Consider the following 23,292-nt stretch of genomic DNA (forward strand, 5'->3'; position numbering starts at 1 on the left):
TCTGCCGCCTTTTCTCATGCCAATTGCCCTCTGCTAGACAATCGCTTCTTCTTGTTCTAACAAAGTAACTTGCTCTCCTTTGTCTTGCAGTGCAGCAACGTGCATCGTGCCCCACTGGCAAAGAGTATCCAATAAGCCGCCTAAGGTTTCTCCATATTCACTCAAGGAATACTCAACTTTAGGTGGTACTTGATTATAGGACTTGCGAGTAACGATGTCAGATTCTTCTAATTCCCGCAATTGCTGGGTCAACATTTTTTGACTGATGCCAGGGATCTTCCGCCGTAAATCACTGGGACGTAATGCCCCATGGCGTAAATTACAAAGAATGATGGGTTTCCACTTCCCGCCGATGACATCCATGGTTGCTTCAACACCGATATTATAAATTTTTTCTTCCATTTTTTCCACCTCATCAAGTCTGCAAACACATAAATGTTACCAAAAGGTGTGTATCAAACAAAAAAGTACGTACTATACAACCTTACCTCCTCATTATATGATGATACCAGAAAAAAATAAAGGAGATGTTTTTATGATCGGAAAATTATCAGATACCGTTACCCTGAACAATGGCAGCGAAATCCCCGGGTTGGGGTTAGGTGTCTTTCAAATCCCTGAAGCTGACACAGCAGAGGTCGTGAAGCAAGCGATTATCAATGGCTATCGCCTGATTGATACAGCAGCGATTTACGGCAATGAAACAGGAACAGGGGCAGGAATCAAACAAGGCTTACAAGAAACGGGGTTGGCTCGTGAAGAACTCTTTGTCACTTCCAAACTTTGGAACGATCATTTAACTTATGATGAAACGATCCACGCCTTCAATGAAAGTCTGGCCCGCTTAAACCTCGAGTATCTCGACTTGTACTTGATCCATTGGCCAGGAAATCAAGCATTTCAAGAGTCCTGGCGTGCCTTGGAAGACCTCTATGCGGCTGGAAAAATCAAAGCGATCGGGGTCAGCAACTTCCAGATCCATCATCTGGAGCAATTATTGGCCATTGCTAAGGTCGTTCCTGTTATCAATCAGATCGAGCTGCACCCCAAACTGACGCAACAAGACCTGCGGGCTTTTTGTGGCGAAAAAGCAATTGCGATCCAAGCTTGGTCGCCATTGATGCAAGGCAAACTGCTGAAAGATGACACCGTCTTGGCGATCGCCGATGCACAGCAAAAATCAGCGGCACAAGTGCTTTTACGCTGGGCTATTCAACAAGGGATCTTAGTCAATGTCAAATCGACGCACCCTGAGCGAATGATCGCTAATGCAGCGATTTTTGATTTCCATTTATCAGAAGCTGACATGGACCGCTTGAACGCATTAAATGAAGACTTACGAGTGGGTCCAGATCCAGACACATTCGATTTTCATTAACCAAACGATATACTAAACAAAACCTTAGGAGGAAGTATAATGACAAACACAAACACAGGCTTTTCAATGGTCAACCATGTTGGAATCACCGTCAGCAATCTCGAACGTTCCATCCAATTTTATGAAGCATTAACGGGAAAGAAAATCGCCAATCAAGATACGATCGGCGGCAAACGCATGGCGCAAACGCAAGGATTAGCAGATACACTGATCAAATATGCCAATCTTCATTTAGACAATCTCAACATCGATCTTTTAGAATACGTCGAACCAAGATCCAACAAAGCTAGCTATTCCAATGAGCAAATCAGCGCGATGCATCTTTGTTTTGAAGTCGAAAATATTGATGAAGCCGTTGCTCGTCTAAAAGCCATTGGCGTTGAGCCTGACGGCACCCCCATCGTTTTTGAAGCACAAGACGGTTTGAAAAGCGGCTTTGGGACAGGCGTCGCTTACTTTACAGATCCAGACGGCACCAATCTTGAATTGATTGCACCAAAAGGCCCTTTTCAACGGGGATAAAAAACGGATGGCGCTGCAAATCGCCATCCGTTTTTTTTGCTAGAAGCACGTATTTTTCGATTGTTCCCCTTCATAGAAGCGTTCATAGCGGATACAATAAGTATGTACTCATCTTTAGCGGCTTCACTTACTTATCCAACAAATCGCACGTGAAAGGTAGTGATCTCGATCGATATTGGACTTTTGTTGTTGATTTTTACGGGTATTTTTTTCATCGTCTTCTGGTGCTTTTACCGAGAAGAACCCAATTATGTATTCGGCTTTCGCACCAAGCGCAGTACAGCCAGTGTCAGCAATTGGCGTTTTGCCCAGCAGTGGTTCTCCCTGTTAGCGATGCTCTTTCTAGGCGGGGTCGTTTTATTGCAGCGCAACGAGCTGATCACAGAGGCTTTTTACCAAGTAGCCGTTTTTGGCAGCTATCTTCTAGCAGCGCTACTCGTAGAAACGGCACTGTATCTCAAAGATTCACGCACAAGCACCAAAAAGTAAGACAAAAAAGACATTCCAGCGAATGTCTCAGACTGTAGACAAAGTACTAGTTTTTAGTGCTTTGTCTTTTTTTATCCGTTAAAATAAGAGTATCAATTGGAGGTGTATCCAGATGCTCTCAAAACAAGATATGAGTAAACGCGCACAAATCGGTTTCTTTTCTCTTGAAGACTTGGTCCCACAGGACCATTTATTGCGGCAAATAGATCAATGTATTGATTTCTCCTTTATTTATGAATTGGTTAAAGAGAAATACGATGAAATCCAAGGACGTCCTAGCTTGGATCCTATTCTTCTAATTAAATTACCAATGATTCAATATCTATTTGGTATTAAAAGTATGAGACAAACAATAAAAGAAATAGAAGTGAATATCGCTTATCGCTGGTTTTTAGGTTTGAGTTTAGAAGATCCCGTTCCTCATTTTTCAACATTTGGTAAAAACTATACGTGACGGTTCAAAGGAACAGATCTCTTTGAAAAAATTTTTTATGAAATTCTAGAACAATGTATCGCTGAAGGTATCGTAGATACTTCCGAAGTATTTATTGATAGTACGCATATTAAAGCACATGCGAATCGTAACAAAAAAGAATCTGTCGAAGTAATGGAACAAGCTGTTTTTTATACAGATAAGCTGACAAAAGAAATCACCAAGAATCGAGAAAAACATTTAAAAAAGCCCTTAAAAGAAACAAACGCAGAAAGTAAAACTTCCTTGAAAAAAAGAAGTACGACTGATCCTGAAAGTGGTTGGTTTCATAAAGGTGAACACAAAGAAGTTTTTGCCTATAGCTCACAAGTGGCGTGTGATAAACATGGATGGATATTAGGTTATACTACACACCCAGGGAACTTTCATGACAGTCGTACGTTTGTTTCTTTATTTAACAAGCTCAAAGGAGCTTTTCCCCTAGAAAAATTAATTATGGATGCTGGGTATAAGACACCAGCAATTGCACATTTACTACTCGAACATAAATTGACCCCAATTTTCCCATACAAACGTCCTATGACTAAAAAAGGCTATTTCAAGAAACATGAATATGTTTATGACGATTACTATAATTGTTATATCTGTCCCAATAATAAAATACTCTCTTATGCCACTACCAATCGCAAAGGATATATCGAATACAAAAGCAATCCAAAGGATTGTAAAAATTGTCCTTTCTTGTCTAAGTGTACCAACTCAAAAAATCATATCAAAGTAATCACTAGACACATTTGGGCTGAAGCTATAGAGACCTGTGAAGAGATACGCCATCAAAGTTGGTTCAAAGAACTTTATAAAAAGAGAAAAGAAACCATTGAACGAATTTTTGGGACAGCAAAAGAATTTCATGGGTTACGTTATACCAATCAAATAGGAATTGAAAAAATGCACATGAAAATTGGGCTTACTTTTGCGTGTCTTAATATGAAAAAGCTAGCAAAAATAAAAAGGATCAGAGCGCAAAAGAGACGTTTTCCTAAAGGAAAACTGCCTAATCTATCGATTATCCATAGAATATTACATAGAAAAAAGACAAACCTCATGTTTGTATAAGGTTTGTCTACAGTCTGAGACATTCCAGCGAATGTCTTTTTTCTATTGTTTATTTTGATGATGGATTGTGATCCCCAACACCAAGGCTAAAATCCCTGAAACCACCCAGATAGTGCGGTGGAATAAGAAAATCCCTAGCAAGCTGCTTAAGACTGCACCAAAAAAGAAGCCGCCGATGATCAAGGAAATAGAAATAATCTTGGGCGTCACTGATCGGTCCTTTTTAAACCAGCGCATGTACACATAATCAGCCAGTGAACGTAAGTTGCCGGTGGTCATCGTGGTGGCATAGGGCATCCCTGCCAATCGACGATAGGCGGCATATTGAATCGCCGCAAAAAAAGATAACCCCGAATCGATCATGACATTGGGTAATGATCGAGCAAAAAAGCCCAGAACAAAAATACCGATTGCTTCAAAGATCAATGCGGCATTTTGCCAAACGATCCAGCCCCCTGTCGGAAAATGATGCTGCAGATAATTCGTCACTACGATCCCCACTAAAAACATGAAGATTGGTGGCAGATATCGAAAGGCTTGTTCAAACTGCCCCGTTGAAATATTGATCCCTAACAAAATGACATTCCCCGACTGCATACTTGCAAACACTTCCCCGTGAAACAAGTAGGTATACGCATCTAAAAAACCGCCCGCCATAGCAAGAAGAATCCCCACCGGTAAACTTTCATGCACGACAAACTCCGATTTTCTTTTGGCACTACTCAAACTTTTTTCCATTGGTTTCGCCTCTTGTTTTTTATACTTTCTGACAGCTTAACGCTTAAAAACGCCGAAAACTCGTTATCTTTTGCGGCGTTTAGGTGACTTTTTCGATAGCTGACAAATCAACCAGCCCAAAAGAACGGCGGTCAGTGCTCCAGCTGAATCCAGCATGACATCTTGAAAAAGCGGCGTCCGTCCTCCCGTCAGCATTTGATGGTATTCATCGATCCCAGCGTAGCCGGTGGCTGCCAACCAAGCAAAAAAAGCGGCTAGCCAATACGGCTGTTTTCGAAAAACAAGCGTTAAGAACAAACTGCCACCTAGGACAAAATAGGTAAAGAAATGCGCGCCTTTACGAATGAAAAATTCCACAAATGAGAAATAGCCTTTTTCCGCAATGCTGATCTCCGAACCAGCATAGGAAAAAGAAATCTTCTCTAGCCACTCTTTCAATGGTTCGTTTTTTAAGATTCGTGAAAGCAACCCAATTTGCGATTGCTGCTCATAGGTTTGTGAAGAGCTGATAAAGAGGAAGACCATTACCGCAATTGCAATACAAAAGTAAAAATTCGGTTCTTTCAGTAATTTTTTCATAGTTTTCACTCCTCATTTTCCTATCTTACCATTTTCATTTGGTGATGCAACTGTTTTTCCAGCAAACCATGGAGACATTGCACACAAAAAAAGAGTGCTTCCGTCAAGATTAGAAGCACTCTTTCTTTTTAAAAATAGCCATCGGTATGAAAAGCCGTCACCCGTTTGGTTGTGAGATCTTGGGGCTTGTGACGTTCAGCTCCTTCAACGATTCTCAGGGCTGTTTTGCGTTTTTTTCTCCAGTAAACAATGACGAACCCATCTCGTAGCCTTCTACATAATGATTCAACCGCTCGACGACCTCTGCTGCCGCTTCTTGTGACGGCGTGATGATCAATAAAATATCAAACCCTGCAATCGTGCCGACAATTTCTGGCAGCTCCATTTCATCAAGATAATTGGCGATCACATCGGCGCCGTTTTCAGCCGTATGAACGACAACTAAAAAGTCAATCTGCGTAATCTTTTTTAGATACTCATACATCGAAAACGCAATTCTGTCTTCTAGATCCTGCTCTTTGGATTCAAAGATCGAATAATACGGTCGGCCATTTTTGGCATACGTTTTAGCGATGTTCATTTCCCGCATGTCTCTAGAAATCGTGGCTTGGGTAGCTGAAACATTTTCTTTTTTTAATAAATTCATCAATTCTTCTTGAGACTCAATCCGATGTAGGACAAAGAGTTTTTTGATAATTGCTTGTCGCTCTTTTTTTTTCATTTACTTGATCCGCTCCTCTCAAGTCGCCTCGCTTACTGAAATAGTTGATCCGTCTCGTTCACTTCTTGAAACGCAGCTTACAAGAACAACATCGAGAAGATTAAAATGGCAAGATTGGAAATTCCGATAACCAGTAACGGTTTGCGCATAAAGCGAGTCCAAGTAGAATAGTTGACCCGCGCCAGCTCCAATCCGCCCATCACGACGCCAGAAGTTGGTGTGATCAAATTCACTAATCCGCAACCAGCAGTAAAGATCATGACCATGACGTTCGGATTGAGTCCGATGCTTTGCGCCAAGGCACCCATGATAGGGATCGATACATATGCCAGTCCTGAAGTCGATGGAATCAAGAACGATAAGAGCAGATACAAAATATAGGCGCCAATTACGAACAGGACAGGTGATAACCCTTCTAAAAGATGGGAAGCCCGATCCAAAATAAACAGATCCAAGTACGTCGTTTGCATAATGTAGGAAGCCCCCCGTGCCACAACGATGATCAAGACAACGGATAAAATGTCTTTGACCCCATCGATAAAGTTGGTCACGATTTCTTTTTCTGAGAATCCTTGAATCAATGCAATGATGATACTGACGTAGAAGAACCACATAGCCAAATCACCAAAATACCATTCACCGAAGCTATTCCCGGTCAAAAAGGCGGTCCAACCGTCAAACACATGGATATCAAAGTCGCCCCAAGGAATCAAGGAAACCACCATGATCACAAAGGATAAGCCAAAAATCGTCAAAATCAAGCGATGCTTTTGCGTAAACGCCAAGGCTTCGTTCGTGTCTTTGACAAAATGCTCTTCCATTTCTTTTTGCTCTTGCAGCGATAAGATCGTGGAGCCTTTGTCGGCTTTGACTTTTTTTGCATAAGACATCACCACAAAGATACAATACGCGGTCGTGACTAACCAAAGCAATGCGCCAACTACTAGGATCGTGCCATTATTCGGAGCAATATCAATGCTTCGTAAGGCATCCATTGCCACCCCAGTAGCGAAAGGGTTAACGGTGGAGCCGATCACACCGGCACCCGCCCCCAACATGACGGTTCCTGCTGCGACGATCGTATCAAAGCCCGATGCCACCATTGTGATTGCTAATAAGGAATAGAACGGAATCGTTTCTTCCGCCATTCCATAAGTTGAGCCACCAATTGAAAACAACACCATCAAAATCGGGATCAAAATCAACTCGTTGCCTTTGAGTTTTTTGACTAAATGCTGAATACCAGCTTCTAAAGCGCCTGTTCGTGTGACAATATTCAAAAAGCCACCCAAACAAAGAATAAACACACAGATCTCGATCGCATCACGAAATCCGTTAAAAGGCGCCATAAAGAAATCAGAAAACTTGGCACCGACGACTTGGCTGACCATCTCTTCTTGGCCTGCTGGTAATGAAGGTGCAAAGGGCTGACCAGCTAGTAGCCAAGAAGCGACCGTCAACGCAATAATGATCAGAAATAAGATACTGAACGATGTCAGCGACTTTTTTTCTTTTTGCTTTTTTTTCATCTTCGTTCCTCCTCTATTGAATCAATCTTAGGTGCAAATTGCCAACAGCTAGTCTGTCTGTGGTCAATTCGCAACATGGGAAAAATAATCTTTGTCATAAATAATGAGTTCTTTGTAACGATAATAAATCTTTCTTTTGTGCACGAGCGCCTTGATGGTTTGACTGACCGTCTCTCGCGTCGTTCCACTGTATTTAGCGATATCATTGATAAAAACTGGAAAAGGAATGCGAATCTGCTCTCCTTGTGACTGTCCGTGCTCGATCATCAAGAGACCGATCGTATTGACGACTCTTGTCTGCGCGCTAGAGGTGACACAGTACTCCACTCGGCGTCTTTGCTTCTCCAACTGCTGGCTCATTTGCTTATTCAGCCACAGCAACTGACTTGTAGATGAAACAACCAGCGGTTCAAACAGCGACATCGCTGCAAACTGCACGACAATGTCTGTTGCAGCGAATGCCGATACATCATAGTTGTCTCTTTCAAACAAGCCAATCAAAGGAAATAACTGATCAGGCCCAACAAAATCTACATAACAATAGGAATCAGTTCCGTCGGTTTTTTCGATCCGTACGAGACCTTCGATCACATGGAATATCCGATCTCTTACGTCGCCTTCATAAAAAAGCACTTGGCCTTTTTTGTACGTACGGCAGTAAATATGCTCCTTCAACCGCTGTTGATTTTCTTCTTCCAGCCATTGAAAGCTATTCGCTCTTGTTGATGGATCTTTTATTTGGTAGTCGATCATTTCTCTCACTCCAATGTTTTGGACTTGCTTTGCTACTTCGCTTATTTCCAGGTGATCTGTGTACCAGCGTCTTCAATTTCTGCCAGCTTATCTAAGGAAGTAATCACTGCCCGTTTTTCCGTGCCCATTTTGACAAAATTCAAAGCTGCTTGTACTTTCGGTAACATGCTTCCCGGTGAAAAATGCCCTTCATCGACATAGGTTTCCAATTCAGCGGCGGTCACATGATCCAACCACTGCTCATTTTCCTTGCCAAAGTTCAAAGCGATTTTTTCCACGCCCGTCAAAATGATCAGCTGATCCGCATCGACTAAACGAGCCAATTTTTCAGAAGCAAAATCTTTATCGATCACGGCTTCAACCCCCAGCCCATTATCTAACACGGGAATGCCCCCGCCGCCTGCGCAAATAACGATCGTGTTTTGTTCAATCAGCGCCTTGATGCTGGCAACTTCTTGAATCGCTTGTGGTGCTGGACTGGCAACGACTTTCCGCCAACCACGACCAGCATCTTCACGATAGATGGCATCTGTTGCCGCCATGGCTTCTTTGGCAGCTGTTTCCGTTAAGAAAGGACCGATCGGTTTGGTCGGATGGGCAAATGCTGAATCTTGGGCATCGACTGTAATTTCCGTCACCACTGTCACCACCGGCTTAGCCATTTGGGCTTCTTTCAACTGGATTCTCAGCTCATTTTGTAACCAATAGCCAATACTGCCTTGCGTCATTGCCACACAGGTATCTAAAGGCATCGCTGGGTTTTTGCTAGAATCACTGGCTTGTTGCTGCAAAACCAAATTTCCCACTTGAGGCCCATTCCCATGGGTAATGATCAAATGAACATCTTTTTGGATCAGGGGAATTAAATACTCGACGGTCTGTTTAAGCCGTTCTTTTTGCCCTTTGGCACTGGCATCATCTGCTAGGATAGCGTTGCCGCCAAGGGCGACAACGATCGTTGGTTTCTTTTCACTCATCTGCTCACTGCTCCTTCTTACACTCTAGGAATAAAGAGATCGCCTAAGGTTACTGCCATGATTGCTTTGATCGAGTGCATTCGGTTTTCCGCCTCTTCAAATTGACGGCCCCATTGACTGCGGAAAATGTCGTCTGTGATCTCCATTTCAGAAATGCCGAATTTTTCTTCAATCATTTTTCCATACGTCGTATTCGTATCATGGAACGCTGGCAAGCAGTGAAGCACGATCAAGCCATCGTCTTGTTTTCCAGTAGCCATTACCATTTCGCGGTTGATTTGGTAAGCTTTCAACAGCTTCACCCGTTCTTCAAACTGGTCTTCTTCCCCCATTGAAACCCAAACATCGGTATACAGAACATCGGCATCTTTGACGCCTTTTTGAATATCGTCTGTTACCATCAGCTGACTGCCAGATTCTTTGGCAAATTTGTTGGCATAGTCTGTCACTTCTTCAGCTGGGAAAAGTTCTTTTGGTGCACAGATGCGAACATTGACACCTAAAATCGCCCCCGTCACTAACAAACTATTCGCCATATTGTTTCGGCCATCGCCCACATAGACTAACGTAATGTTTTCTAATGTACCGAAGTTTTCTTTGATCGTCATGAAGTCAGCGATCATTTGGGTTGGATGCCATTCATCGGTTAAGCCATTCCAAACAGGAACGCCAGAGAATTTGGCTAAATCTTCAACGACTTGTTGGCTGAACCCGCGGAACTCAATGCCATCAAACATACTGCCTAAAACTCTGGCGGTATCTTCAACGGATTCTTTTTTGCCTAGCTGGATATCATTCGCACCTAAAAATTCTGGATGGGCACCAAGATCGATGGCAGCCGTCGTAAATGCCGCCCGTGTCCGAGTCGACGTTTTTTCAAATAAGAGGGCGATGTTCTTGCCTTCCAAATAGCGATGAGAAATATTTTGCTTTTTCAACTGTTTCAAATAGATGGAAAAATCAATAAGGTATTCTAACTCGGCTTTCGTAAAATCTTTTTCTGCTAAGAAGCTTCTTCCTTTAAATACTTGTTTCATTAGTAATTCCTCCTCTAGATTAAATATCTTCTCTGATAAATGGCATGCTCATGCAGCGAGGGCCCCCACGGCCGCGAACCAATTCACTGCCGGAGATTTTATGCAATTTGATGCCGGCTTCAGTTAATTTTTGATTGGTGATCGTGTTACGGTCATAGACCACGACTTCACCAGGTGCGATCGTCAAGGTATTGGAACCGTCATTCCATTGTTCCCGAGCTGCAGCGACCAAATCGTTCCCCCCACAGCGAATCAATTCCACTGCATCTAATTCTAAGTAGCGGCACAAAATGTTTTCTAACGTATCTTTTTCTTCTTTGATGGTTACGCCATCCCCGTCACGTGAGATTGAATAAACGGTCAGTTCGCCTTCAATTTCTGGATGGATCGTAAATTTGTCATAATCAACCATTGTAAATACCGTATCTAAATGCATGAATTTGCGTTCTTGACCAATATCAAAAGCTAAGACGTACTCAAAACTTGGTTCATGTTGGAACACATTACGAGCCAACTGTTCAATGGAAGTGGCATCTGTTCGTTGGGAGATCCCGATCGCTAACACTCGTTTTGACAGAACCAATTCATCGCCACCTTCAATTCGTGTTGGCTGATCACGGTCATAAAGCAAGTGCGGTGGCTGTTGTTGGAACATTGGATGATGAGCAAAAATGTATTTGCCATACAATGTTTCACGACGTCTTGTTTCTGAATACATACGATTCAAGGAAACCCCGTTACCGATCGTCGCAAACGGATCGCGAGTGAAATACAAATTCGGCATTGGATCGATCAAAAACGGATACTGGTCATCCACAGCACCAGCTAAGCTTTGACTATGGGGCAATTTCAATTCATTTTTCGCTAGACCTGCCATCGTTTTATCGATGAATTGACGGTTATCTTCAAAAGATAAGAAATAATCGGTAATTTCAGCAATGATTTCTGGGCTTTGTAACGTTGTTTCTTCTAAATATTCCTTGATAAACTGCTCTTTGATTTCTTGACTAGTTAACGCTTCTGCTGCTAAATCTTCTAAATATAACACCTCCACATTATTATTACGCAATACATCGGCAAATTGATCATGTTCAGCCCTTGCTTGTTCCAAAAAGGGAATATCATCAAATAACAAGCGATTTAAATGATCGGGCACGAGGTTTTCTAATTCTCGACCAGGGCGATGGAGCATGACTTGCTTCAAGCGGCCGATTTCTGAAAAAACATGAATAGCATTTGACATTTCTTTACATCCTCCTTTGTTTTGATTACGCCTACATAGTACAAGAATGTATGCGCTTACCAAGCGACGTATTTCGCCTTCATTATGCAAAGCATTTGTCATTATGCAATAAAGAGTGAATATCTTCTTGCGAGCGTTTTTTTACTCGTTGTTATTTTTTTTTATGTAATATTTATTCAGCAATTTTTAAATAAGAATTTGATGAGAATGAAAAAATGATCGATTTTGTTCTTTTCTTTGATTTTGACGTCCCCGACCAATGCAGGCAAAGCTTGCGAAAGAAAAGAACTTTTTCAACCAACAGCTTTCCTTTTTCGATTAAAAAAATCCGATGGTTGCGACTAAATGTGGCTATGCTATACTTAATAAGATCGTAGGAAAAGAAAGGGGTTTGATAGGAATGACCTATTCAATCAATTGGGATCTAGAAACAATTTTTCCAGGAGGCAGTGATTCTGTTCAATTAAAAGAACGCATGAGCCAGCTGGAAGAAGAAATCAAAACTTACCGTGAAAAAGTTGACGCTTGGGCACCAAACGCTACAGACAATGCGACAAAATTAGAGGAATTAATCGAACTTTCTGGCACAATCAATCAGGGATTTTCACAATGTGGCAGCTTTATCAATGCCTTGCTTTCAGCGAATGTCAACGACAGCAAAGCCAAAATCCTGACAGGCGACCTCTACGCAAAACTGCCAGCATTGCAAGCAGCACAAACCGTTTTCTCGAAAAAATTGACAGAAATTTCTGAGGATGATTGGACCGCTTTACTTACCGCGGAAAACTTAGCACCAATCGCTTTTCGTCTAAGCGAGATTCGTCGCGACGGCAAAGAATTGTTATCTGAAGCAGAAGAAACCATCATCAACACGTTAAATTTAGATGGCTTAAATGCTTGGAGCCAACATTACGATACGATCGTTGCCTCGATCGAAATTCCTTTCCTTCAAGAAGACGGCACGACGATCAACTTGTCCGCTGGTCAAGCCTTCAATAAAATGATGGGTGATCCAGATCCAGAAGTTCGTGCACGTTTATTTGACACTTGGGAAAAGACTTGGGCAGAAAAAGAAGACCTCTTTGCAGATACCTTGAACCATTTAGACGGCTTCCGCCTTTCTACCTTCAAGCTTCACGGTGTCACTGATTACTTGAAAGAACCATTAGAATACAATCGTCTGCAAAAAGCGACATTGGATGCTATGTGGGGCACGATCCAAAAGAACAAACAGCCGATCGTTGATTTCTTGACCCGCAAAGCCCAGCTTTTCGGCAAAGAAAAAATGGAATGGCAAGATCAAGATGCGCCGATCATCCTTGGGGACATGGAAGAAAGAACCTACACCTTTGATGAAGCAGCTGACTTTATTTTGACAAACTTCCGTAAGTTCAGTCCGAAAATGGCTGACTTTGCCCAAGTTGCTTTTGAAAAAAGCTGGATCGAAGCAGAAGATCGTCCTGGCAAACGTCCTGGCGGCTATTGCACCAGCTTGCCAGAAACCAAAGAGTCACGTATATTCATGACCTACAGCAATTCAGTCAACGAAGTAGCGACGCTTGCCCATGAGTTAGGTCACGCGTTTCACAGCAGCGTTCTTTGGGAGCTACCAGAATTAAACCGCAACTATGCCATGAACGTCGCCGAAACAGCAAGTACCTTTGCTGAATTGATCGTTGCTGATGCAACCCTCAAAGAAGCGACAACGAAGGAAGAAAAAATCAATCTATTGGATGCCAAAATGCAAAATGCGATCGCGATGTTCATGAACATCCATGCACGCTTTATTTTTGAAAACAGCTTCTACCAAGCCCGTCAAAACGGCTTAGTTTCAGCGGAGCAAATCACGGAAATGATGACAGCGGCGCAAAAAGAAAGCTATGCGGATGGGTTAGCAACTTATCATCCACATTTCTGGGCAGCCAAATTGCACTTCTTTATTGATGATGTGCCGTTTTACAACTTCCCTTACACCTTTGGTTACCTCTTTAGCATGGGGATCTATGCGTATGCCAATGAAAAAGGGTCTAGCTTTGAAGAAGAGTACATTGCTTTATTGCAAGATACTGCTTCAATGACGACGGAAGAACTGGCGCAAAAACACCTTGGTGTTGATTTAACAAAACCAGACTTCTGGCAAGCAGGGATCGACATGGTCCTAAAAGATGTTGCCAGCTTTATGGAATTGACTGAAGACTATATCTAAAAGAAAAAACCCTCTTCCAACACGACGCTTGGAAGAGGGTTTTTCTATCAGGCATTCAATAAAGTTAAGCCAATCGTTAAGTAGCCTGCGTACAGACACCAAATCAAATAAGGAATAAACAAGTACATTGCTTTTTTGTCGATGCGAGCAAAGAGGATCATACAAATAATCACTGATAGGACTAACAAGACAATAATGACCGTTCCTGCCCAGTAAGCATTCCAGCCAAAGAAAACGATACTCCACAAGAAGTTTAGTACTTGCTGGATCGCAAAGAAGATATAGGCATTCTTTTTAAGTGCTGGATTGACTTTGGCTACGATCAACAGATACAATGCTGTTCCCATAAAGGCATACAAAATCGTCCAAACGATCCCAATGATCCCACCAGGAGGGGCTAAAAAGGGTTTTTCCATTTGCGCATACGTTCCAGCGATGTCTCCTGCAAACAAACTCGAGATGATTCCTGTTGCTTCGATGCCGATCACACAGACCAGCCAAATCAAAAATTTCATGTTCTCCACTCCTTCTTTTTTTCATGACTCTCTCATTTCATCGTACCATCGAATCGAAAAAAAGCAGAATAGAACGCTTAAAAAAGAAACGCCCGTGTGGACGTTTCTTTCAAGATAATTATATTCAATGACAGCTACTTTGATTGTTTTTCTTCAAACTTCCGTCGTTCATTTTCCACATACTTGTATAGCGCCCCGTAGCGGCTGCGGTAGCCTTTTTTCCATGGCTTCTCTTTGCCGCAAAAATGTAACAAAACGGTATGCTCGATGACCCAATCCAAACTCCATTCCCCTAAACTGATCGTTTCATAGGTACGGTTTTTTCGTACGTCATAGTTGTAGAGCTGATCAGGGATCGCCAGCACCCGATCGCCGTACAACCCATTCAAAATGTCTTGATCTGGCAAAAAGAGGTTCAAATGATTTTTCTCAATGAACGCTGCGATCTCTGCTTCTTTGACCTCTTGCCGCAGCTGGTGCACATTCATCAGCAAAACGCCTGAATTATAGTAGCCTTCCGACTCATAATTGCGCAAACGGACTTTATTGATGACTGTTGTTACTTCTGTCAGCTTAGAATGGCTGGCGGCGGCATACAGAAAATCCCCTAACGTCAGCTCATACAAGGGGCGCAAATCATTGATGCACAAAATATCCGCATCCAGATACAGGATTTTTTCCACTTGCTGCGGCAAGTAATTTTGTGCCAATAATCGATAGTAGATCGACTCAGGGTAGCGATCACTGACTGGCGCGGTTTTAAAAATCGAGCCAGAACCGATGATGATGGGATGATAGGTCATCGCCAGCTTTTGACAAAAAGCCTCCAGCTCTGCAGCATGGCTCAATTCTTTTTCTTGTAAGACATAGACATCAAAGGATGCTGCTGTCGTATGACGTTTGATTGAATATAACGTTGTTTTTAATTGTTCACTGAATCGATCATCAATCGCAAAAAGTAGATTCATGCTCTTGTTCACTCCTCTGTTACTGGCAGCGTGCAGGTTTTTGGAAAAAAATCGATTGCTGTTGCACGCAGCTTCTGTTCTTCTAGTATACCCGATTTTTGGTCTTTCTTTCAGTGAAACACCCTTGCCAATCGAACCCTTGCTTGGCAGACGCCAAAAAAGCTGTTCCATCCATGGGATGAAACAGCAAAGGATCGCTTATAAATGATTGTGTCTTAAAAACAGATCAGCGGATCGTTGCAAAAGCTTTTGACCACAACAACAATTCATCTAGCATATCATTGACACCCGCCGCCATGTGCGCACCGGGTTTGAAGGTACTGAAACTTTCAAAATCAGTAAATAAGTTGAAGGCTGGGTTGGTCCGCACGGTGGCAACTTTTTGTTCAGCTAATACGTTGCGCAATTGTTCAGCGGCCCGAATCCCACCGCCAGAACCGTAGCTGACGATCCCAGCAGCTTTATCAAACCATTCTTCCCGAGCAGAATCTACGGCATTTTTCAAGGAAGCTGCAAAACCGTGGTTGTATTCTTGCACGATGAAGATATAGCCATCTAATTCAGAAATTTTTTTGTTCCATGCCAGGTTTGGCTCAGCTGTTCCCATAAACGGTAGATCAAATGCCTTTACATCAACGATCTCAAACTGATGCTCTGACCGTTGATTAGCAATTTCTTGAATATATGCTCCGACTTGCGGACTTACGCGTCCTTCTCTTGTACTGCCTAAAATAATACCAAATTTCATGATAGGTTCCTCCTAAGATTGTTTTCGTTTGTTTTTTTAACGATTGGCAAATGTGTCTGCCCAGTCCAATAATTCCGTCAACATGTCGTTCATTCCTGCAGTCATATGCTCGCCAGGGGTAAAGGTGGCAAAGTTTTCAAAATCAGTAAATAAGTTGAAGGCAGGATTGGTGCGCACCGTGGCTACTTTTTGTTCCGCCAAAATCAAGCGAACTTGCTCAGCGGCACGAATCCCTCCTGCCGAACCATAGCTGACGATCGCTGCTGCTTTGTTGAACCATTCCTCTCGAGCGCTGTCCAACGCATTTTTCAAGGAAGCTGATATGCCATGATTGTATTCTTGTACGATGAAGAGGTAGCCGTCTAACTCAGCGATTTTTTCGTTCCACGCTTGGTTCACTTCACCTGTACCCATAAATGGCAAGTCATAGTCTTTGATATCAATGATTTCAAACGAGCGGTCGCTATGCGCGCGTGCTGTTTGTAAAACATAATTGGCTACTTGCGGACTCACGCGGCCTTCTCTCGTACTGCCAACGATGATCCCGATTTTTTGCGCTTTTTTCTTTTCAGGGGTGCGATACACCTCTTTAATTACTTCTTTTTCAATTATTTGTTCTTTTTTCCCAAATCCAAAGACCATTCTTTTGTACTCCTTTTGTTGTGGTTTCTTTAACGATGGACTCAGCATACCAAACTTACTTTTAGTAAGTCAATCATTCTGCTTACTTTTTGTTAGAAAAAACTCTCAGCTGCTTCTTATTGACATTCGTTCGGTACCGAACTATAATCAACTCATCGATATCGTTAGGTACCGAACGATAAACCAAAAGGAGTGTACACCATGAGTACAATGACCGACCACTTAATGAAACAGCTTCGTTTTATCAGCGAAGCCAGCAATGCCTTTATGAGTCAAAACAACCAGCGCCTTTCGGGACAGCAACGTGTCCTGGCCGTTTTAAATTTAGAAGACGGCTTGGTGCAAAGTTATCTTGCAGAAGTCTTAGACCTACGGCCAAGCTCTCTAGCGGAACTATTGAAGAAAATGGAAAATAGTGGCGATATTCAGCGCAAAGAAGATGCTGCTGACAAACGGATCAAACGAATCTACCTGACAGAAACTGGCCGAAAAAAAGCAGAAAAATTACTGGCACAAAAAGAAGCCACCAGCAGTCAGTCGTTTTTTGCAGGGCTCTCAGAGGAGGAACAAACCGAATTTGCTCGTCTGCTTGAAAACATTGCCGCTGGGTGGGAGACGGACTTCCAACAGCAGGCACAACGCTTTATTGACCCAATGGATCGTTTGCAAGCCATGCAAGAGATTCGGGAAGAAATGGTGAAGCAATGGGGCGGAAATTGGCAGGAAATGTCGAATGACGAGCGCCGAAAAATGAGGCAACAAATGAAAGATACTTGGCAAGAAATGGGCGTTGATGAGCGACGCAAAATGAAAAAACAGATCGAGGAAGCCATGCGGCAAATGCCGTTTCCTGGACATCGCGGCATGGTTGGCAATCGACCATTTGAGCCGTTTGGGCCGTTTGGGCCGTTTGATAATAGCGAGGCGAATGATCCACGGTACACATGGGTAAAAGGCAACTTTTTTGATGCCTACGGGTTTGGACAAGACCGCAAAGCAAGACCGACTTCCGCTTCTAAAGACGAAGCAGCCGAGGAGGATTGGCAGGATTTCTAATAACACCTAATTAAAAAGAAAAAGCAGTGAGCCATCTTGCTTGCTGCGGAGGAAAACGAATGGAAACAACGACACCAACAGTGAACAAAAACAAATTTAAAATGAAAGACTTTATCCACCTGATCGTCAGTGTCAATCCTAAGAAAGGCTTGTTTCTTTTAGGGATGCTCTTTAGCCTGATCACAAGTGCCGCCAGTTTGGTCGTGCCGCAGCTGACGAAAACGCTAGTCGATGCCAGCGGCACCCCCACGTTCAGCACCTCCATGCTGGTCGTTTTGATCCTAGCCTTTGTGCTGCAATTAGGCGTAGGGACTTTAGGCGGCTTTCTCTTGCGCTATGTGGGAGAAAGTGCTGTGAAAACGTTGCGGGAACGTCTTTGGAAACATCTGCTGCATTTGCCAGTCAGCTATTTTGATGACCACAAGTCGGGGGAAAGCAGTTCGCGACTCGTCAATGATACTTCCGTGATCAAAGAGCTAGTCACCTCGCAATTTCCCAGCTTTGTCACTGGCTTGATCCAATTGGTCGGTTCGATGATCATCTTGTTTTTGATGGACTGGAAGATGGCTGCGATCATGTTCAGTGCGGTGCCTTTGATCACCTTGATCATGTGGCCAATCGGCAAGATCATGTCAAAACTAGGACGCCAGTTGCAAGCAGCGACCGCCGATTTCAATGCGGATGCCAGCGAAAAACTCTCAGAGATCCGTTTGATCAAAGCCAGCAACGGAGAAGCCAGTGAACAAGAAAACGGTCGGCGCAACATTGGGGCAATTTTTACCCTCGGGGTCAAGGATGCGAAAGTCAGTGCGATTTTGCAGCCAATCATGACGACGGCCATGCTGGGCTTACTCGTAGGAATTCTCGGTTATGGCGCGATCCGTGTGCAAGCCGGCACCTTGACGAGCGGCGCATTGATCGCTTTTCTACTGTATCTCTTTAATATTATTGCGCCTGTAACGACGTTTGCAATGTTCTTTTCACAAGTCCAAAAAGCGATGGGTGCTACGGAACGGATCCAAGAAATTTTGGATACGCCGCTAGAACCAATTCAAGCAGCACCCAAAGCCGCCATCGATGGAGCAGTCTTACGAGCAGAACAAATCGATTTCAGTTACGTTCCCAAACGGCCGATTTTGCAAAACATTTCTTTTGAAGCCAAACCCAACACCGTGATTGCTTTTGCAGGACCAAGCGGCGGCGGAAAATCCACGATTTTTGCTTTACTGGAACGCTTTTATGAGCCCACCAGAGGGCGCTTGCTGATTGGAGATCAGCCGATAGCTGATATTGATCTGCAAAACTGGCGGGCACAGATCGGCTATGTTTCCCAAGACAGTGCGGTCTTTGCTGGTACGATTCGGGAAAACTTGCAATACGGATTGGACCGAACACTGTCAGAGGAGGAATTGTGGCAAGGACTGGCATTGGCTTATGCCGATCAGTTCGTCCAAGAGTTCCCCGAAAAACTAGAAACACAAATCGGTGAACGCGGCGTCAAACTATCTGGTGGTCAAAAACAACGGATCGCCATCGCTCGAGCATTCTTGCGGGATCCCAAGCTGCTGATGCTGGATGAAGCGACTGCCAGCCTAGATTCTCAGTCAGAAGAAAAAGTCCAGCGGGCGTTGGATCATCTGATGGAAGGACGTACGACATTAGTGATCGCTCATCGCTTATCGACCATCGTGGATGCCGACCAAATCTACTTTATAGAAAAAGGCACCATTACCGGTCAAGGTACCCATGCACAATTAATCAACAACCACCCGCTTTATGCTGCCTATGTCAATGAACAAATGATCAACTAATCGAAAAAACTGCTTATTGACGGATAAGCAGTTCAGACTGTAGACAAACCTTATACAAACATGAGGTTTGTCTTTTTTCTATGTAATATTCTATGGATAATCGATAGATTAGGCAGTTTTCCTTTAGGAAAACGTCTCTTTTGCGCTCTGATCCTTTTTATTTTTGCTAGCTTTTTCATATTAAGACACGCAAAAGTAAGCCCAATTTTCATGTGCATTTTTTCAATTCCTATTTGATTGGTATAACGTAACCCATGAAATTCTTTTGCTGTCCCAAAAATTCGTTCAATGGTTTCTTTTCTCTTTTTATAAAGTTCTTTGAACCAACTTTGATGGCGTATCTCTTCACAGGTCTCTATAGCTTCAGCCCAAATGTGTCTAGTGATTACTTTGATATGATTTTTTGAGTTGGTACACTTAGACAAGAAAGGACAATTTTTACAATCCTTTGGATTGCTTTTGTATTCGATATATCCTTTGCGATTGGTAGTGGCATAAGAGAGTATTTTATTATTGGGACAGATATAACAATTATAGTAATCGTCATAAACATATTCATGTTTCTTGAAATAGCCTTTTTTAGTCATAGGACGTTTGTATGGGAAAATTGGGGTCAATTTATGTTCGAGTAGTAAATGTGCAATTGCTGGTGTCTTATACCCAGCATCCATAATTAATTTTTCTAGGGGAAAAGCTCCTTTGAGCTTGTTAAATAAAGAAACAAACGTACGACTGTCATGAAAGTTCCCTGGGTGTGTAGTATAACCTAATATCCATCCATGTTTATCACACGCCACTTGTGAGCTATAGGCAAAAACTTCTTTGTGTTCACCTTTATGAAACCAACCACTTTCAGGATCAGTCGTACTTCTTTTTTTCAAGGAAGTTTTACTTTCTGCGTTTGTTTCTTTTAAGGGCTTTTTTAAATGTTTTTCTCGATTCTTGGTGATTTCTTTTGTCAGCTTATCTGTATAAAAAACAGCTTGTTCCATTACTTCGACAGATTCTTTTTTGTTACGATTCGCATGTGCTTTAATATGCGTACTATCAATAAATACTTCGGAAGTATCTACGATACCTTCAGCGATACATTGTTCTAGAATTTCATAAAAAATTTTTTCAAAGAGATCTGTTCCTTTGAACCGTCGCGTATAGTTTTTACCAAATGTTGAAAAATGAGGAACGGGATCTTCTAAACTCAAACCTAAAAACCAGCGATAAGCGATATTCACTTCTATTTCTTTTATTGTTTGTCTCATACTTTTAATACCAAATAGATATTGAATCATTGGTAATTTAATTAGAAGAATAGGATCCAAGCTAGGACGTCCTTGGATTTCATCGTATTTCTCTTTAACCAATTCATAAATAAAGGAGAAATCAATACATTGATCTATTTGCCGCAATAAATGGTCCTGTGGGACCAAGTCTTCAAGAGAAAAGAAACCGATTTGTGCGCGTTTACTCATATCTTGTTTTGAGAGCATCTGGATACACCTCCAATTGATACTCTTATTTTAACGGATAAAAAAAGACAAAGCACTAAAAACTAGTACTTTGTCTACAGTCTGAACTGCTTATTGACGGATAAGCAGTTTTTTTTATTAGCCAACGGCTGAATGTTGCTTCTCTTCACGCGCCACAGGCACTTGATTCCCTCGCTGTAATTCTTTCAGCACCTGGTTTTCTGCCCGCAAAAAATCCCTTTCGCTTTGGGCAGTAGCAAGCTTTCCTTGATAAACTAAGACTTCTTCTTGGTAGGTTTTGGCGGTCTTTTGGACTTCTTCTTCCAACTGATCGATTTTATGGGTCAATTCTTGATTGATCTGTTCATATTTTAGGTAAAGCTTCTGGGCATTTTCGATATTCGTTTGTTCCAAATTCGCTTTGCTGGATACTCGGGTAGCCAAATAGGTAAGTACACCAGTAATGAGTGACGGCAAGACAACTGTTACGATCGATGTATCCATGATCCTCCCCCCTTCTTTTGATACGATTCATATCATCTGTTTCCAGTATAAAAGATACGATTCGTATCGTCAACTGATGTGATATTTTTTATATCAAATAATACAAAAATAGATACAAATTATATCTAACGTGCTATACTACAAAAAAGGAGGCGATCACTCATGCTTGGCGAACGGCTAAGAACACTCAGACTACGAACCAATCAAACCCAACAGCAGATCGCAGATCAGCTGGGAATCACCCGCGCAGCGTATTCGCATTTCGAAAATGATCGTAACGAACCCGATGGCGAGACCATCGTCAAACTTGCGGAGATTTTTCAAGTATCCACCGATTTTTTATTAGGCAGACAAGTCCCGTCAGGCTTTACGCAGCCCTCTGCAAAAGTTCAAACCGTTGCGGCCCATATTGATGATGACGTCACCGATGAGCAGATGGAAGATATCCTCAGCTATATTGAATTTATAAAACAGCGGCACGCCCAAAAGGAATGATGGAAATGGATAAAGTAGAAGAACTGATGGCCGCCTACCCAGACTTGCACTTTATTTTCGATAAAAATATGCCTGATGGTCAGCAAGGATTGTACATCGATCACCATATTTACTTGAACCCTGACCAATCACAAGAAGACCTCTTGAGCACCATCGGTGAAGAAATCGGTCATTATCTGACCAGTGCTGGCGACATTACCGCCCAAGACACCAACGAAAAACGCAAACAAGAACGCAAAGCCCGCGACATTGGTTCTGCGATCGTGGTCACGCCCTATGATATCATCGCTTGTTTTGAAGAAGGCTGCAAAACATTGGCGGCATGCGCTGATTTTTTAGGGGTTCCCCCACAAACCTTCAAAGACGCGGTCACGTATTATGCCCGCCGTTTTGATGGCATCAAAACCGAAGAAAATTATACCTTGTTTTTTCATATCGACGGCACGATTGAAGTTGTCAAAACCTTTGGCAATCAAAGTTAAGCCTTTTTCACACAAAAACAGACGTTCCTTTCCTGCTGCTAAAGGCAGCGTTGACGGAACGTCTGTTTTTTATCCTTGCATGTTGACCCGCATCAATACACGGTTCGGTCGATAGTTTTCTGAGGATTGATGAACCAATGCACCTTCCTCGAAACGATACAAATTGTATCCATAGCGTTCTTCAAAACGGACCATCCCATCGCCTTCATCTTCCCCGACAAACGACATACTTGCCACAGTATAGTAAGGAATCCCTGCGATCGTTCCCGTAAACGCATGATGGGTATGTCCACTGAGAATACAAGAGATTTGATACTGCTGCAATAATGCCACCAAACGATTGGCACCGGCCCATGCCGGCGTGCTTGCTTGGTCGGGCAACAAATGATGGTGTGTCACAAAAACGATCTTTTTCTCTTTGAGCTGTGCCAGCGTGGCTTGCAGCCATTCAAACTGTCGCTCATCTACGATACCGTCGGCATAGCCATAGCAGGAATTATCGAAAGTCACGATCGCCAATGTCTCCGTTTCATAGACTTGATTAAAAGGTGTATCACTGGCGGTTTCTACTGACTTGCCTTGCCAGCCTTGGCGAAAATGCCGTTTGATATCATGATTGCCTAGCGTTACTACGATGGGCACTGAGCCAAAGGCTTTTTCTAAATATTGCTTCAAAGAGGCATAATCGGCAGGCGCGCCATCTTCGGTCAAATCGCCGCTGATCACCACCAAATCGATCGCTGCTCGCGCCTTGGCATCTTGGATACACTCTTCAAGAGGAATCAAAGGATTTTGCATGGCTGCCAGCATTCCTTGATACCCTTCTTCACAAGGCAGGTAACTTTCTCGAAAATGGATATCTGATATATGCAATACATTCATAG

The 23,292-nt window shown here is 42.7% G+C and carries 24 protein-coding genes and 1 pseudogene; 9 read left to right on the forward strand and 16 right to left on the reverse strand.

Annotated features, from left to right (window positions below; all coding sequences use genetic code 11):
- Window positions 1–33: 33 nt before the first annotated feature.
- Window positions 34–402, reverse strand: a complete 369-nt coding sequence (locus tag IGK14_RS15350; protein WP_005233339.1) for a winged helix-turn-helix transcriptional regulator — start codon at window positions 400–402, stop codon at window positions 34–36.
- A gap of 97 nt (window positions 403–499) precedes the next feature.
- Between IGK14_RS15350 and IGK14_RS15355 the strand changes: the two genes are divergently transcribed.
- The 4 genes and pseudogenes from IGK14_RS15355 to IGK14_RS15370 all read left to right on the forward strand — a co-directional run bounded on the left by IGK14_RS15355 (window position 500) and on the right by IGK14_RS15370 (window position 3,938).
- A complete protein-coding gene (locus IGK14_RS15355; protein ID WP_371179787.1) occupies window positions 500–1,378 on the forward strand; it encodes an aldo/keto reductase in 879 nt (292 codons plus the stop codon).
- A gap of 39 nt (window positions 1,379–1,417) precedes the next feature.
- Complete coding sequence (locus tag IGK14_RS15360; RefSeq protein WP_010748992.1) at window positions 1,418–1,900, forward strand: VOC family protein; 483 nt, start codon at window positions 1,418–1,420, stop codon at window positions 1,898–1,900.
- Window positions 1,901–2,059: 159 nt separating this feature from the next.
- Window positions 2,060–2,389: an SdpI family protein gene (locus IGK14_RS15365; RefSeq protein ID WP_034696220.1), complete on the forward strand. Its 330-nt coding sequence runs from the start codon at window positions 2,060–2,062 to the stop codon at window positions 2,387–2,389.
- A 112-nt stretch (window positions 2,390–2,501) separates the two neighbouring features.
- Window positions 2,502–3,938: pseudogene (locus IGK14_RS15370) on the forward strand (IS1182 family transposase).
- Window positions 3,939–3,980: 42 nt separating this feature from the next.
- Here IGK14_RS15370 and IGK14_RS15375 read toward each other — a convergent pair.
- The 8 genes from IGK14_RS15375 to arcA form a co-directional block, all read right to left on the reverse strand.
- Window positions 3,981–4,676, reverse strand: a complete 696-nt coding sequence (locus IGK14_RS15375) for a YoaK family protein (RefSeq protein WP_010748977.1) — start codon at window positions 4,674–4,676, stop codon at window positions 3,981–3,983.
- Between the two features lie 63 nt (window positions 4,677–4,739).
- Window positions 4,740–5,255, reverse strand: coding sequence for a VanZ family protein (locus IGK14_RS15380; protein WP_438712572.1), 516 nt, complete (start codon window positions 5,253–5,255; stop codon window positions 4,740–4,742).
- A gap of 214 nt (window positions 5,256–5,469) precedes the next feature.
- Window positions 5,470–5,976: an arginine repressor gene (locus tag IGK14_RS15385; protein ID WP_005230706.1), complete on the reverse strand. Its 507-nt coding sequence runs from the start codon at window positions 5,974–5,976 to the stop codon at window positions 5,470–5,472.
- A 77-nt stretch (window positions 5,977–6,053) separates the two neighbouring features.
- On the reverse strand, window positions 6,054–7,505 hold the full coding sequence (locus IGK14_RS15390) for a YfcC family protein (protein ID WP_010748979.1): 1,452 nt from the start codon (window positions 7,503–7,505) through the stop codon (window positions 6,054–6,056).
- A gap of 63 nt (window positions 7,506–7,568) precedes the next feature.
- Window positions 7,569–8,258, reverse strand: coding sequence for a Crp/Fnr family transcriptional regulator (locus tag IGK14_RS15395; protein ID WP_010748980.1), 690 nt, complete (start codon window positions 8,256–8,258; stop codon window positions 7,569–7,571).
- Between the two features lie 41 nt (window positions 8,259–8,299).
- The gene (arcC, locus tag IGK14_RS15400; RefSeq protein ID WP_010748981.1) at window positions 8,300–9,235 is read right to left on the reverse strand and encodes a carbamate kinase; all 936 of its coding nucleotides are present in this window, start codon (window positions 9,233–9,235) and stop codon (window positions 8,300–8,302) included.
- Window positions 9,236–9,252: 17 nt separating this feature from the next.
- Entirely contained in the window at window positions 9,253–10,272 is a 1,020-nt protein-coding gene (gene argF, locus IGK14_RS15405; RefSeq protein WP_010748982.1) for an ornithine carbamoyltransferase, read from the reverse strand.
- A gap of 19 nt (window positions 10,273–10,291) precedes the next feature.
- The gene (arcA, locus tag IGK14_RS15410; RefSeq protein WP_010748983.1) at window positions 10,292–11,515 is read right to left on the reverse strand and encodes an arginine deiminase; all 1,224 of its coding nucleotides are present in this window, start codon (window positions 11,513–11,515) and stop codon (window positions 10,292–10,294) included.
- Between the two features lie 400 nt (window positions 11,516–11,915).
- Here arcA and IGK14_RS15415 point away from each other — a divergent pair, with 400 nt between their 5' ends.
- Entirely contained in the window at window positions 11,916–13,721 is a 1,806-nt protein-coding gene (locus tag IGK14_RS15415; RefSeq protein ID WP_010748984.1) for a M3 family oligoendopeptidase, read from the forward strand.
- Between the two features lie 47 nt (window positions 13,722–13,768).
- On the opposite strand, the gene IGK14_RS15420 is transcribed toward IGK14_RS15415, so the two are convergent.
- From IGK14_RS15420 to IGK14_RS15435, 4 genes are all read right to left on the reverse strand, one after another.
- Window positions 13,769–14,236, reverse strand: a complete 468-nt coding sequence (locus tag IGK14_RS15420; protein ID WP_010748985.1) for a TspO/MBR family protein — start codon at window positions 14,234–14,236, stop codon at window positions 13,769–13,771.
- Between the two features lie 134 nt (window positions 14,237–14,370).
- Complete coding sequence (locus IGK14_RS15425) at window positions 14,371–15,204, reverse strand: glycosyltransferase family 8 protein (RefSeq protein WP_010748986.1); 834 nt, start codon at window positions 15,202–15,204, stop codon at window positions 14,371–14,373.
- A gap of 226 nt (window positions 15,205–15,430) precedes the next feature.
- Window positions 15,431–15,952, reverse strand: a complete 522-nt coding sequence (locus IGK14_RS15430) for an NADPH-dependent FMN reductase (protein WP_010748987.1) — start codon at window positions 15,950–15,952, stop codon at window positions 15,431–15,433.
- 36 nt (window positions 15,953–15,988) lie between these two features.
- Window positions 15,989–16,594: an NADPH-dependent FMN reductase gene (locus tag IGK14_RS15435; RefSeq protein ID WP_010748988.1), complete on the reverse strand. Its 606-nt coding sequence runs from the start codon at window positions 16,592–16,594 to the stop codon at window positions 15,989–15,991.
- Between the two features lie 201 nt (window positions 16,595–16,795).
- Between IGK14_RS15435 and IGK14_RS15440 the strand changes: the two genes are divergently transcribed.
- Together IGK14_RS15440 and IGK14_RS15445 are read left to right on the forward strand one after the other, a co-directional pair.
- A complete protein-coding gene (locus IGK14_RS15440) occupies window positions 16,796–17,650 on the forward strand; it encodes a MarR family transcriptional regulator (protein WP_010748989.1) in 855 nt (284 codons plus the stop codon).
- Between the two features lie 59 nt (window positions 17,651–17,709).
- Entirely contained in the window at window positions 17,710–19,461 is a 1,752-nt protein-coding gene (locus IGK14_RS15445) for an ABC transporter ATP-binding protein (protein WP_010748990.1), read from the forward strand.
- A gap of 50 nt (window positions 19,462–19,511) precedes the next feature.
- Here IGK14_RS15445 and IGK14_RS15450 read toward each other — a convergent pair whose 3' ends face one another.
- Both IGK14_RS15450 and IGK14_RS15455 read right to left on the reverse strand, forming a co-directional pair.
- Entirely contained in the window at window positions 19,512–20,948 is a 1,437-nt protein-coding gene (locus IGK14_RS15450) for an IS1182 family transposase (RefSeq protein WP_010748976.1), read from the reverse strand.
- Window positions 20,949–21,065: 117 nt separating this feature from the next.
- Window positions 21,066–21,431, reverse strand: a complete 366-nt coding sequence (locus tag IGK14_RS15455) for a hypothetical protein (RefSeq protein WP_008380201.1) — start codon at window positions 21,429–21,431, stop codon at window positions 21,066–21,068.
- A 162-nt stretch (window positions 21,432–21,593) separates the two neighbouring features.
- On the opposite strand from IGK14_RS15455, the gene IGK14_RS15460 reads away from it, so the two are divergent.
- Window positions 21,594–21,926, forward strand: a complete 333-nt coding sequence (locus tag IGK14_RS15460; RefSeq protein WP_010748975.1) for a helix-turn-helix domain-containing protein — start codon at window positions 21,594–21,596, stop codon at window positions 21,924–21,926.
- A gap of 5 nt (window positions 21,927–21,931) precedes the next feature.
- Window positions 21,932–22,408, forward strand: coding sequence for an ImmA/IrrE family metallo-endopeptidase (locus IGK14_RS15465; protein ID WP_010748974.1), 477 nt, complete (start codon window positions 21,932–21,934; stop codon window positions 22,406–22,408).
- 69 nt (window positions 22,409–22,477) lie between these two features.
- On the opposite strand, the gene IGK14_RS15470 is transcribed toward IGK14_RS15465, so the two are convergent.
- The gene (locus IGK14_RS15470; RefSeq protein ID WP_010748973.1) at window positions 22,478–23,290 is read right to left on the reverse strand and encodes a metallophosphoesterase family protein; all 813 of its coding nucleotides are present in this window, start codon (window positions 23,288–23,290) and stop codon (window positions 22,478–22,480) included.
- Between the last annotated feature and the right edge of the window lie 2 nt (window positions 23,291–23,292).

The sequence above is a fragment of the Enterococcus sp. DIV0970a genome, assembly GCF_051711265.1.
Lineage (GTDB): Bacteria > Bacillota > Bacilli > Lactobacillales > Enterococcaceae > Enterococcus_D > Enterococcus_D casseliflavus.

What these genes read in the sequence shown, in the direction of transcription:
- IGK14_RS15350 (WP_005233339.1), bottom strand. Translation starts at nt 402, where the DNA reads ATGGAAGAAAAAATTTATAATATCGGTGTTGAAGCAACCATGGATGTC.
- IGK14_RS15355 (WP_371179787.1), top strand. Translation starts at nt 500, where the DNA reads ATGATGATACCAGAAAAAAATAAAGGAGATGTTTTTATGATCGGAAAA.
- IGK14_RS15360 (WP_010748992.1), top strand. Translation starts at nt 1,418, where the DNA reads ATGACAAACACAAACACAGGCTTTTCAATGGTCAACCATGTTGGAATC.
- IGK14_RS15375 (WP_010748977.1), bottom strand. Translation starts at nt 4,676, where the DNA reads ATGGAAAAAAGTTTGAGTAGTGCCAAAAGAAAATCGGAGTTTGTCGTG.
- IGK14_RS15380 (WP_438712572.1), bottom strand. Translation starts at nt 5,255, where the DNA reads ATGAAAAAATTACTGAAAGAACCGAATTTTTACTTTTGTATTGCAATT.
- IGK14_RS15385 (WP_005230706.1), bottom strand. Translation starts at nt 5,976, where the DNA reads ATGAAAAAAAAAGAGCGACAAGCAATTATCAAAAAACTCTTTGTCCTA.
- IGK14_RS15390 (WP_010748979.1), bottom strand. Translation starts at nt 7,505, where the DNA reads ATGAAAAAAAAGCAAAAAGAAAAAAAGTCGCTGACATCGTTCAGTATC.
- IGK14_RS15395 (WP_010748980.1), bottom strand. Translation starts at nt 8,258, where the DNA reads ATGATCGACTACCAAATAAAAGATCCATCAACAAGAGCGAATAGCTTT.
- arcC (WP_010748981.1), bottom strand. Translation starts at nt 9,235, where the DNA reads ATGAGTGAAAAGAAACCAACGATCGTTGTCGCCCTTGGCGGCAACGCT.
- argF (WP_010748982.1), bottom strand. Translation starts at nt 10,272, where the DNA reads ATGAAACAAGTATTTAAAGGAAGAAGCTTCTTAGCAGAAAAAGATTTT.
- arcA (WP_010748983.1), bottom strand. Translation starts at nt 11,515, where the DNA reads ATGTCAAATGCTATTCATGTTTTTTCAGAAATCGGCCGCTTGAAGCAA.
- IGK14_RS15415 (WP_010748984.1), top strand. Translation starts at nt 11,916, where the DNA reads ATGACCTATTCAATCAATTGGGATCTAGAAACAATTTTTCCAGGAGGC.
- IGK14_RS15420 (WP_010748985.1), bottom strand. Translation starts at nt 14,236, where the DNA reads ATGAAATTTTTGATTTGGCTGGTCTGTGTGATCGGCATCGAAGCAACA.
- IGK14_RS15425 (WP_010748986.1), bottom strand. Translation starts at nt 15,204, where the DNA reads ATGAATCTACTTTTTGCGATTGATGATCGATTCAGTGAACAATTAAAA.
- IGK14_RS15430 (WP_010748987.1), bottom strand. Translation starts at nt 15,952, where the DNA reads ATGAAATTTGGTATTATTTTAGGCAGTACAAGAGAAGGACGCGTAAGT.
- IGK14_RS15435 (WP_010748988.1), bottom strand. Translation starts at nt 16,594, where the DNA reads ATGGTCTTTGGATTTGGGAAAAAAGAACAAATAATTGAAAAAGAAGTA.
- IGK14_RS15440 (WP_010748989.1), top strand. Translation starts at nt 16,796, where the DNA reads ATGAGTACAATGACCGACCACTTAATGAAACAGCTTCGTTTTATCAGC.
- IGK14_RS15445 (WP_010748990.1), top strand. Translation starts at nt 17,710, where the DNA reads ATGGAAACAACGACACCAACAGTGAACAAAAACAAATTTAAAATGAAA.
- IGK14_RS15450 (WP_010748976.1), bottom strand. Translation starts at nt 20,948, where the DNA reads ATGCTCTCAAAACAAGATATGAGTAAACGCGCACAAATCGGTTTCTTT.
- IGK14_RS15455 (WP_008380201.1), bottom strand. Translation starts at nt 21,431, where the DNA reads ATGGATACATCGATCGTAACAGTTGTCTTGCCGTCACTCATTACTGGT.
- IGK14_RS15460 (WP_010748975.1), top strand. Translation starts at nt 21,594, where the DNA reads ATGCTTGGCGAACGGCTAAGAACACTCAGACTACGAACCAATCAAACC.
- IGK14_RS15465 (WP_010748974.1), top strand. Translation starts at nt 21,932, where the DNA reads ATGGATAAAGTAGAAGAACTGATGGCCGCCTACCCAGACTTGCACTTT.
- IGK14_RS15470 (WP_010748973.1), bottom strand. Translation starts at nt 23,290, where the DNA reads ATGAATGTATTGCATATATCAGATATCCATTTTCGAGAAAGTTACCTG.